Annotated in this window: 9 protein-coding genes; 3 read left to right on the top strand and 6 right to left on the bottom strand. The window is 72.9% G+C overall.

Features of this window, described 5'->3' with window-relative positions; all coding sequences use genetic code 11:
- Positions 1 to 664, top strand: a 664-nt coding sequence (locus tag ACIWVC_RS32880) for a lytic transglycosylase domain-containing protein (protein ID WP_396455038.1), incomplete at its 5' end; no start/stop codon positions are given.
- A 105-nt stretch (positions 665 to 769) separates the two neighbouring features.
- Here ACIWVC_RS32880 and ACIWVC_RS32885 read toward each other — a convergent pair.
- The 4 genes from ACIWVC_RS32885 to ACIWVC_RS32900 all read right to left on the bottom strand — a co-directional run bounded on the left by ACIWVC_RS32885 (position 770) and on the right by ACIWVC_RS32900 (position 6263).
- The gene (locus tag ACIWVC_RS32885) at positions 770 to 2164 is read right to left on the bottom strand and encodes a class II fumarate hydratase (protein ID WP_396446549.1); all 1395 of its coding nucleotides are present in this window, start codon (positions 2162 to 2164) and stop codon (positions 770 to 772) included.
- Positions 2165 to 2261: 97 nt separating this feature from the next.
- On the bottom strand, positions 2262 to 3530 hold the full coding sequence (locus ACIWVC_RS32890; protein WP_396446550.1) for a serine/threonine-protein kinase: 1269 nt from the start codon (positions 3528 to 3530) through the stop codon (positions 2262 to 2264).
- A gap of 149 nt (positions 3531 to 3679) precedes the next feature.
- Positions 3680 to 5320, bottom strand: coding sequence for a fumarate hydratase (locus tag ACIWVC_RS32895; RefSeq protein ID WP_396446551.1), 1641 nt, complete (start codon positions 5318 to 5320; stop codon positions 3680 to 3682).
- Between the two features lies 1 nt (position 5321).
- Positions 5322 to 6263, bottom strand: coding sequence for a DMT family transporter (locus ACIWVC_RS32900; RefSeq protein ID WP_396455039.1), 942 nt, complete (start codon positions 6261 to 6263; stop codon positions 5322 to 5324).
- 113 nt (positions 6264 to 6376) lie between these two features.
- Between ACIWVC_RS32900 and ACIWVC_RS32905 the strand changes: the two genes are divergently transcribed.
- Together ACIWVC_RS32905 and ACIWVC_RS32910 are read left to right on the top strand one after the other, a co-directional pair.
- Complete coding sequence (locus tag ACIWVC_RS32905; RefSeq protein WP_396446554.1) at positions 6377 to 7792, top strand: PLP-dependent aminotransferase family protein; 1416 nt, start codon at positions 6377 to 6379, stop codon at positions 7790 to 7792.
- A 29-nt stretch (positions 7793 to 7821) separates the two neighbouring features.
- Positions 7822 to 8052 carry a hypothetical protein gene (locus tag ACIWVC_RS32910; RefSeq protein ID WP_396446555.1) on the top strand — a complete coding sequence of 77 codons (231 nt, stop codon included), beginning with the start codon at positions 7822 to 7824 and terminating at the stop codon, positions 8050 to 8052.
- 23 nt (positions 8053 to 8075) lie between these two features.
- On the opposite strand, the gene ACIWVC_RS32915 is transcribed toward ACIWVC_RS32910, so the two are convergent.
- Both ACIWVC_RS32915 and ACIWVC_RS32920 read right to left on the bottom strand, forming a co-directional pair.
- Positions 8076 to 9305: an MFS transporter gene (locus ACIWVC_RS32915; protein ID WP_396446556.1), complete on the bottom strand. Its 1230-nt coding sequence runs from the start codon at positions 9303 to 9305 to the stop codon at positions 8076 to 8078.
- Between the two features lie 91 nt (positions 9306 to 9396).
- The gene (locus ACIWVC_RS32920; protein WP_396446623.1) at positions 9397 to 10191 is read right to left on the bottom strand and encodes an ABC transporter permease; all 795 of its coding nucleotides are present in this window, start codon (positions 10189 to 10191) and stop codon (positions 9397 to 9399) included.
- Between the last annotated feature and the right edge of the window lie 156 nt (positions 10192 to 10347).

Consider the following 10347-nt stretch of genomic DNA (forward strand, 5'->3'; position numbering starts at 1 on the left):
GGGCGGCTCCGGCCGGCGCAACGGCGTGCGGGTCGCCGCGGTCGCCGCCGGCGCGGCGGTCGTCATCGGCGGCGGCGCGGTCGCCGCGTTCGCGCTGACCGGCGGCTCCGGCGACGGCGGCGGCGCGACCGTCCAGCCGACCCGGCAGCTCGCGGACGCCGCCGCGCCCAAGGTCGACCCGAAGGTCCTGGAGCAGCAGCGGCGCCAGCTGGCCCTCGAACGCGCGTCCCGCGCGACCCGCCAGGACGACTCCAAGGGCCCGGCGCTGCGCCCCAAGGGCACGCCGATCCCGACCAAGACGCCGGAGAAGAAGACGGACGGCGGCAGCGGCGGTGGCGGCCCGGTCGGCGACCCGGTGCCGAAGGGCGAGGCGCAGGAGATCGCCAAGAAGCTCATGCCGAGCTTCGGGTTCACCGGCGACGGCGAGTTCGGCTGCCTGGTGAAGCTATGGGACCGGGAGAGCGGCTGGAACACCCACGCCTCGAACCCGTCGGGCGCCTACGGCATCCCGCAGGCCCTGCCCGGCTCCAAGATGGCGAGCGCCGGCCCCGACTGGCAGAACAACGCCACCACCCAGATCAAGTGGGGCCTCGGCTACATCAAGGACCGCTACAAGACGCCCTGCGGCGGCTGGTCGCACTTCCAGTCGGCGGGCTGGTACTGACACCGGCCGGGCGCGTCCCGGCGCTCACGGGGCCGCTGGGACGCGCCCGGTCGTCAGCCGCGTGCGGGGCGGACGCGCCCTCCCGGGTGCGCCGTCCCGGGCGGGTCAGTCCGAGTTGGTCATCCGGAGCACGTCGAGCGCCGCGTCGAGCTGCTCGGCGGTGAGCTTGCCCTCGTCCACGTAGCCGCGTTCGAGGACGACCTCGCGGATCGTCCTGCGCTCCCTGAGCGCCTGCTTGGCGACCTTCGCCGCCTCCTCGTACCCGATGTAGCGGTTGAGCGGCGTCACGATCGACGGTGAGGACTCGGCGTACTCGCGCATCCGCTCCTCGTCGGCCTCGATGCCGTCCACGCAGCGGTCCGCGAACAGCCGGGACGCGTTCGCCAGCAGGGTGATCGACTCCAGCACGTTGCGGGCCAGCACCGGCAGCATCACGTTCAGCTCGAAGTTGCCGGACGCGCCGCCGAACGCGACCGCCGCGTCGTTCCCGATGACCTGCGCGGCGACCTGCGTCACCGCCTCCGGGATCACCGGGTTCACCTTCCCCGGCATGATCGACGAGCCGGGCTGCAGGTCGGGCAGCCGGATCTCGGCGAGCCCCGCGCGCGGGCCGGACCCCATCCAGCGCAGATCGTTGGCGATCTTGAAGAGGCTCACCGCGACCGTGCGGAGCGCGCCGCTCGCCTCGACCAGGCCGTCCCGCGCGCCCTGCGCCTCGAAGTGGTCGCGGGCCTCGGTCAGCGGCAGCCCGGTGGCCCGCGCGATCTCCGCGATGACGCGGGCCGCGAAGCCCTCCGGCGTGTTGATGCCGGTGCCGACCGCCGTCCCGCCGAGGGGCAGTTCGGCGAGCCGCGGCAGGACGGCCTCCAGCCGCTCCACGCCGTGCCCGACCTGCGCCGCGTAGCCGCCGAACTCCTGGCCGAGCGTCACGGGCGTGGCGTCCATCAGGTGGGTGCGGCCCGACTTCACCGCCGTCGCGAACTCGGCGGCCTTGCGCGCCAGCGCGGCCTCCAGATGCCGCAGCGCGGGGATCAGGTCGTTCAGGACGGCCCCAGTGGCCGCGATGTGGATGGACGACGGGAACACGTCATTGGACGACTGGGAGGCGTTCACGTGGTCGTTGGGGTGCACGGGCCGCCCGAGCCGCTCCTGCGCCAGCGTCGCCACGACCTCGTTCGCGTTCATGTTGGACGACGTCCCGGAACCGGTCTGGAACACGTCGATGGGGAACTGGTCGTTCCACCGGCCGTCGGCGACCTCCCGGGCGGCCTCCGCGATCGCGCCCGCGAGGTCCTTGTCGAGCACGCCCAGCTCGGCGTTGACGGTCGCCGCCGCGGCCTTGATCTGGCCGAGCGCGGCGATGTGCGCGGCCTCCAGCGTCCGCCCGGAGATGGGGAAGTTCTCGACCGCGCGCTGGGTCTGCGCCCGCCACTTGGCCGCCGCCGGCACCCGCACCTCGCCCATGGAGTCGTGCTCGACCCGGAACCCCTGCTCGGACATGGAAGCCTCCCGCTGCGATCGTCGGCCGTCCTTCATGGCAGCCCGTCAGGCGACTCCCGCATTCCCCGGCGTGGGCCTTCTCACTCCCTGCGCCGGCTCACTCCTTGTTGAGCGTGTAGTTCTTGCGCTCTTTCGGCTTGCCGGCCGGTTCCTCCTTGCCGTTGACCCACACGTCGCAGGCGGACGCGTCGTATATCACGGCGTTGAGGCGCGGCTGGTCGTACTGCCGCAGGTCGCCGCTGTGGAGGCTCTCGTCGGTGAGCACGGTGATCGTGTCGCCGGGCACCGAGACGAAGATCCGGCACTGGTCGTTGCGGGCCCGCACGACCAGCGTGCTGGACTCCACGCCGGGCGGCGCGGCCGCCTGGGTGGTCTTCGCCGGGGTGGACGAGGTGGCCGCGGCGGTGGGGGAGGGGCCGGGGCTCTCCCGCATCATGCCGACGATGAGGGCGGTGGCGCCGATCCCGCAGGAGGCGACGGTCGCGCCGATGAGCGCGATCACCGCCATCAGCCGGTACCGGGGCGTCGGCGGGCGGCGGCTGGACCGCGGCCCGGTGAGCGCCCGCTCGAGCCGGTCGACGGCGCGCGCGTGGCTGAGCCGGCGGGTCGGGTTCTTCTCCAGCAGCCCGGTGATGACGGGCGCGAGCGCGCCCGCGTTCTGCGGGGCGGGGGTCGACTCGTTCGCCAGCGCGGACAGCGTCGCCATCACGTTCTCGCGCTCGAACGGCGGGTGCCCCTCCAGCGCGGCGTACAGCGTCGCGCCGAGCGACCACAGGTCGGACCGGGGGGTGGCCTTCTCCCCGGCGGCGACCTCGGGCGCCACGTACGCGGGCGAGCCCATGAAGTGGCCCGTCTTCGTCAGGCTCGCCGAGCCGGACGAGAACGCGAGCCCGAAGTCGGTGAGCACGACCCTGTCGCCGTCCAGCAGCACGTTGCTGGGCTTGAGGTCGCGGTGGATGATCCCCGCCTTGTGGGCGGTGTTGAGAGCGTCCAGCAGAGCGCGGCCGATGTGGGCGACGCGTTCGGGCGGGAGCGGTCCGGAGCGCTCGATGAGCTGCTCGAGGCTGGGCGCCTCGATCATCTCCATCACGATCCAGGGACGGCCCTGTTCGATGACGACGTCGTACACCTCGACGATGGAGTGCGTGCGCAGCTGTGCCGGCGCCCGCGCCTCCCGCAGGGTACGGCGGTAGAAGACCACCCGGTCGTCCTCGGAGAGGTCCTCGGGGAGCCGCAGCTCCTTGATCGCCACCGCGCGATCGAGGAGCTCGTCATGCCCTCTCCAGACGGTGCCGTTGGCGCCCTGACCTATTTCCGAGACCAGCCGGTAGCGCGTCGCTAGAACGAGGCGCTCTGACTGTGACATGGCGGAAAAGATACCGGAGTGGCCAGGCGGTCATCGGGGAGACCTCAGCAGGAACTAAATTTTTGGCCCAATACTGTGACCTACCGACGAGAAACAACCGGGACCGGGCGGCCGGCGGTGTCGCCGGCCGCCTCGCCGGGGGCCCGGCGTCAGCGCCTGCCGATGGTGAGGACGGGGCCGGTGGTGTCGGCGAAGAAGTCCCCGCCCTTGTCGTCGACCACGATGAACGCGGGGAAGTCCTCGACCTCGATCTTCCAGACGGCCTCCATCCCGAGTTCGGGGTATTCGAGGACCTCGACCTTCTTGATGCAGTCCTGGGCGAGGCGGGCGGCGGGGCCGCCGATCGACCCGAGGTAGAAGCCGCCGTGCTCCTTGCAGGCGTCGGTGACCTGCTTGGACCGGTTGCCCTTGGCCAGCATGACCAGCGAGCCGCCCGCGGCCTGGAACTGCTCGACGTAGGAGTCCATCCGCCCGGCCGTCGTCGGCCCGAACGAGCCGGACGCGTAGCCCTCCGGCGTCTTGGCCGGCCCGGCGTAGTAGACGGCGTGGTCGCGCATGTACTGGGGCATCGGCTCGCCGGCGTCCAGCCGCTCCTTGATCTTGGCGTGCGCGATGTCGCGGGCCACGACCAGCGGGCCGGTCAGCGACAGCCGCGTCTTCACCGGGTACTTGGTCAGCTCGGCGCGGATCTCGTCCATCGGCCGGTTCAGGTCGATGCGCACGACCTCGTCGTCCAGGTGCTCGTCGGTGGTGTCGGGCAGGTACTGCGCCGGGTCGGTCTCCAGCCGCTCCAGGAACACGCCCTCCGCCGTGATCTTGGCGAGGGCCTGCCGGTCGGCGCTGCACGACACCGCGATCGCGACCGGGCAGGACGCGCCGTGCCGGGGCAGCCGGATCACCCGCACGTCGTGGCAGAAGTACTTGCCGCCGAACTGCGCGCCGATGCCGAGCTTCTGCGTCAGCTCGAACACCTGGAGCTCCAGCTCCAGGTCGCGGAAGCCGTGCCCGAGCGGGGAGCCCTCGGTCGGCATCGTGTCCAGGTAGTGGGCCGAGGCGTACTTGGCGGTCTTCAGCGCGTACTCGGCGGACGTCCCGCCCACCACGATCGCCAGGTGGTACGGCGGGCACGCGGCGGTGCCCAGCGAGCGGATCTTCTCCTCCAGGAAGGACATCATCCGCTTGGGGTTCAGGACGGCCTTCGTCTCCTGGTAGAGGAACGACTTGTTCGCGCTGCCGCCGCCCTTGGCCATGAACAGGAACTTGTAGGCGTCGCCCGGCGCCGCGTACAGCTCGATCTGCGCGGGCAGGTTGGAGCCGGTGTTCTTCTCGTCCCACATCGTGATGGGAGCCATCTGCGAGTAGCGCAGGTTCAGCTTCGTGTACGCGTCGTACACGCCGCGTGAGATGTGCTCCTCGTCCCTGCCGTCGGTCAGGACGTGCTGGCCGCGCTTGCCCATCACGATCGCGGTGCCGGTGTCCTGGCACATGGGCAGGACGCCGCCGGACGCGATGCCCGCGTTCTTCAGCAGGTCGAGCGCGACGAACCGGTCGTTGGGGGACGCCTCCGGGTCGTCGAGGATCCGGCGCAGCTGCGCCAGGTGCGCCGGGCGGAGCAGGTGCGCGATGTCGCGCATCGCGGTCTCGGTGAGCAGCCGCAGGGCCTCCGGCTCGACCTGCAGGAACGTCCTGCCGTTCGCCTCGAACTCGGACACGCCGTCGGAGGTCAGCAGCCGGTAGTCGGTCTCGTCCGGGCCGAGCGGCAGCAGGTCGGTGTAGGAGAACTCAGGCATCTCAGGCAGATCCTCGCGCGATTCCGATGGGGGCCGCATCACAGGTTACGGGCTGGGGAGGCGCCGGTTCACGTGGGGCGACCCGTGCGCGCAGCCCCACCACCACGCCCGCCGCGACCAGCGCCGCGCCGGCGAGGTCCGCCGGCCCCGGCCGGTCGATGCCGAGCGCGACCGTCGTGACGACCGCGCTGACCGGGATCAGGCCCGCGAACAGCCCGGCCCGGTCGGCGCCGAGCCGCCCGATCGCGTCGTACCAGAGCAGGAACGCGATGGTGGTGACGACAGCGGACAGGTAGGCGAAGCCGGCCAGCTCGCCCGCGGTGGGGGCGCGCAGCACCCCCGCCCCGTCCGCGGCGACGCCGAGGACCAGGAGCATGGGGGCCGCCAGCGCGGCGGAGTAGGCCGACACCCGGAGCGGGCCGAGCCGGGGCAGCAGCGGGACGGCGAGCAGCGAGAAGCACACCTCCCCGGCCAGCGCGCCGAGCGAGAACAGCAGCCCGCGGAAACTCCCGCCGCCGAGCCCGTTGGCCAGCGCCGCGCCGGACGCGACCACGCAGGCCGAGGCCACGACCGCCGGCGCCGGGCGGCGCCGCTCCAGCAGCGGGCCCACCAGCGCCAGGACGATCGGGACCGCCGCGATCACCGTGCCGATGGTCGCCGGGCTCGTGTCCCGGGTCGCCTCGACGATGCAGATGTTGAACGCCACCAGGCCCGTCGCCGCCAGCGCGAGCAGCAGCAGCCAGTCGCGCGGCCCCGGGCGGGCGCCGGGCCCGCCGGTGAGGCGGGCCACCAGCAGCAGGACGGCGGCGGCCACCGCGTACCGGACCGCCTGGCCGCCGAAGAGGGGGTAGGAGGCGATGGTCGCCGACACCGCCGTCAGGGTGCCGACCATGAACATCGCGGTGGCGGCACCGGCCGTGCCGCGTCGTTGAGAGCCGTTCATGGGGACGACGCTAGAAGCGCATTGGCTTGCCAAACAGGGCCAATCCATGCACTGGCCAATGGGCCATAACCGGTCTCGTAACGCTTGTGGCGCCCCTCGGCGCTGAGTGTGATGTGACCGACATTCACCTTCCCTTGGACCGGTCCGCGGGGCGGCTGGCGGCGCAGATCGCCGCCGGTTTCCGCGCGGCCGTGCGCTCCGGCCGGCTGACCGCCGGGACCCGGCTGCCGTCGAGCCGCGACCTGGCGCGCGACCTGGACGTCTCGCGGGGCGTCGTCGTCGCCGCCTACGAGCAGCTCACCGCCGAGGGCTTCCTGATCGCCCGGCGCGGGGACGGCACCCGGATCGCGCCGCTCGCCCGCCCCGACGAGGCGGCGGCGCGTCCGCGGCAGGGCGCGCCGGTGCGGCCGGACGGCGCCCCGGCCCCGCTGCCCTACGACCTGACCCCCGGCCGGCCCGACCTGGCGGCGTTCCCCCGGGAACGCTGGATCGCGGCCGCCCGCGCCGCGCTGCGCACGCTCCCGAACGACGCGCTCGGCTACCCCGACGCCGCCGGCGTCCCCGCGCTGCGCGCCGAGCTGGCGGGCTACCTCGGCCGGGTCCGCGCCGCGCACGCCGACCCCGCCCGGGTCGTGGTCATGAACGGCGTCGCGCACGGGCTGTCCGCCCTGCTCGCGATGCTGCGCGACGCCGGGCACCGCGAGCTCGCGGTGGAGGACCCGACGAGCGCCCGGCAGCTGCCGATGATGGAGACCGCCGGGCTGCGGCTCGCCCGCGTCCCGGTGGACGCCGAGGGCCTGGACGTCGCGGCGCTGGCCCGCAGCGGCGCGCGGGCCGTCCTGGTCACGCCCGCGCACCAGTACCCGACCGGCGTCGTGCTGTCCCCGGCCCGGCGCGCCGAGCTGATCGCCTGGGTGCGGGACGTGGACGGCCTGATCCTGGAGGACGACTACGACGCCGAGTTCCGCTACGACCGCGACCCCGTCGGCTGCCTCCAAGGGGTCGATCCCGACCGCGTCGTGCTGCTCGGCTCGGTGAGCAAGTCGCTCGCCCCCGCACTGCGGCTCGGCTGGGCCGTCGCGCCGCCGTCCGTCGCCGGGCGGCTGGGCGAGCACCGCGCCCGCACCGACCTCGGCGCGCCCGTCCTGGAGCAGCACGCGCTGACCGAGTTCCTGCGCGGCGGCGGGTACGACCGGCACCTGCGCACCATGCGGCGCCGGTACCGGGCCCGCCGGGACGCCCTCGCGGGCGCGCTGGCCGCGCACCTCCCCGACGCGAGGGTTCACGGCGTCTCAGCGGGCATCCACCTCTACGTGGAGCTGCCCGCCGGATGCGACGAGGACGAGGTCGTGGCCCGCGCCGCGCGGGAGGGCGTCGCGGTCACCGGCGCCCGCTCGCTGTGGTCGCCGGGCCGCGCCGCCGCCGCGCCGCCCGCGCTGGTCCTCGGCTACGCCGGCCTCTCGGAGACCCGCCTGGTCAAGGCCGCGGAACTGCTGGGTCAAGCGGTTACCCACGGTGCCGGTGGGTAGGACTCGCATCCCCGGTGTAGGAGGTACGGATGAGTCTGGATGAGGCCGCGCGGCAACTGAAGATGGCCGGCCACGACGCGCAGGTGGCCTTCGACTGCATCGGCCTGGGCGACCTCGAACGGGCACAGGAGCACGCGGTGACCCTGCGCGCCGCCGCCGACGCCGCGGAGGTGGCGCTCAGCCGCGCGCTGAAGGACATGACCCCCGAGGAGGCCCGGGCCGAAGGCGAACGGGCGATCAAATCCCTCGAAGACGCATGAGCCCGGGGGCGGCCCCGTGAGGCTCAGACGGCGGGGCGCTCCATGGCGGGGGTGTCCGGCTTGGCGCCCTTCACCGGTTCCGGGGCGAAGCCCTTGGCGGTCATGAACACGACCAGGATCAGGGCCGTGGGGACGATGAAGGCGATCCGCAGCCCGTGGTCGGCGCTCATCGGGGCGATGGCGCCGACCACCGCGGCGCCCAGCACGAATCCGACGTAGTTGAAGATGTTCACGCGGGCCACGGCGACGCCGAGGCCCGTGGGGTCGACCCGTCCCGCGGCGGAGAAGGACACCGGGGCGATCACGCTGAGGCCGAGCCCGGCGAGCGCGAACGCGGCGATGGCGAAGCCGGCGTTCGGCGCGGCGACCACTCCCGCCATGCCGATGATGCCGACCAGGCCGCCGACCCGCACCACCTGGACGGCGCCCGAGCGGCGGACGGCGAAGTCCGCGACGCCCCGGCTGATCACCATCGTGATCTGGTAGGCGACGTAGCCGAGCGGCGCGACCCAGTCGCTCGCGGACAGCTCGTCGTCCAGGTACTTGGCGCCGTAGTTGGAGATCGCCGCGTCGGCGAGGTACGCGACCGCCATGGCGGCGCCGACCACGAGGATCGGGCGCCACGGGACGCTGCGCCCGGCGGCCTTCAGCTCCTCGGCGGTCGGCCCGTCGCCCTCCTCCGCGCGGCGGTAGAGGCGGTGCCCGGTGGCGAGGGACGCGGTGATCCCGACCGCGGCGGCGATCGCGAAGCAGGCGACCAGCGACAGGTCGACCTTGTTGGACAGCGACGCCCAGAGCCCCCCGAGGATGCCCGCGATGCTCCACACCGCGTAGAACCCGGTGATCAGGCTGAGCCCGTAGCGGCGCTCGACGGCGACCGCCTGCGCGTTCATCGACGCGTCCACCGCGCCGACGAACAGGCCGAACGCCGCGACCGCGACGTACAGGGCGATGTCGTTGTCGCCGGTGAGGCCGATCAGCGCGATCGTGACCGCGACGGCCGGCTGGGCGACCCGCAGCACCGGTCCGCTGCCGAAGCGCTGGAACAGGGCGCCGGACGCGACGCTGCCCACTCCCGCGATCAGCGGCACCATCAGCAGCACCAGCGAGAGGACCGCGTCGCTCAGGTGGTGCGCCTTCTGCATCTGCGGGACCTGTGTCACCAGCGAGGCGAAGCAGAGCCCCTGGACGGCGAACGCCGTGTACGCGGCGAACCGGGCCTGGCGGTCCCGCGCGGTGATGCCCTGGGTCATACGGCCCGACCTCTCTGAGCTGCGCAACGTGAAGAAGATTCGCGTCAGCGTAGGGACAGGGTATCGGGCCCGTCAATCGCCTCCGGGCGGGTCAGTCGATGAGCCGCCGCCGCATGCCGCGCACGGCGATCACCCACATCAGCGCCGCGAACGCGACCAGGCCGCCCAGGTGGCCGAGGTCGGCCGGCGGGTCCAGCCCGAAGACCGCGTCCCGGACCAGCTCCACGCAGTGGTAGAGCGGGTTGAAGTAGGAGACCGCCTGCGCCCAGTCCGGCAGCGCGGTCACCGGGAAGAACGTCCCCGCGATCAGGAACAGCGGCGTCACCACGCCGGTGATCACGTAGTCGAACGAGTTGATCGACGGGACCACCGAGGACGTCCACATGCCGAACAGGCCGAAGCCGAGCGCGGTGAAGAACGTCACGAACGGCACCAGCAGCATCCCGGCCGAGGGGTCGAGGCCGAAGAACAGCGCCACCACGAGCGGCGTGCACGAGTACACCGCCGACTTGGCCGCGATCCACAGCGCCTCGGCCGTCACCAGCTCGTGCACGTCCACCGGCGCCGCCAGCATCCCGTCGTAGGTGTGCTGGAACACGCGCCGGATGTAGCCGTTGAACATGCCCGGGAACACCGACGTGAACAGCGCCGCCGTCCCGACGACCCCGGTCGCCACGAAGTCGAGGTACCGGAAGTCGCCGATCATCGCGACCATCGACCCGAACCCGTAGCCGAAAGCGAGCAGGAAGAACGTCGGCTCCACCATCGAGGCGAACGACTGCGACTTCCAATACCGCTTGTAGAGGGCCAGCTCGTGCCGCCAGATCCCCCGCACGGGCGCGAACTCGAACCGCCGGAGCCGCGGCGCCCGCTCCACCTGGACCATCACTCCTGCTTCCTGGGGGGAACGACCCCCCGCGCCCCCCGGTTCGCTTCGCTCATCCCTGCTCTTTGCGGGGGGACGACCCCCCGCGCCCCCCGGTTCGCTTCGCTCATCCCTGCTTCTTGCGGGGGGACGACCCCCCGCGCCCCCCGGTTCGCT

Source organism: Actinomadura sp. (genome assembly GCF_044508335.1).
In the GTDB taxonomy this organism is placed as follows: Bacteria; Actinomycetota; Actinomycetes; order Streptosporangiales; family Streptosporangiaceae; genus Spirillospora.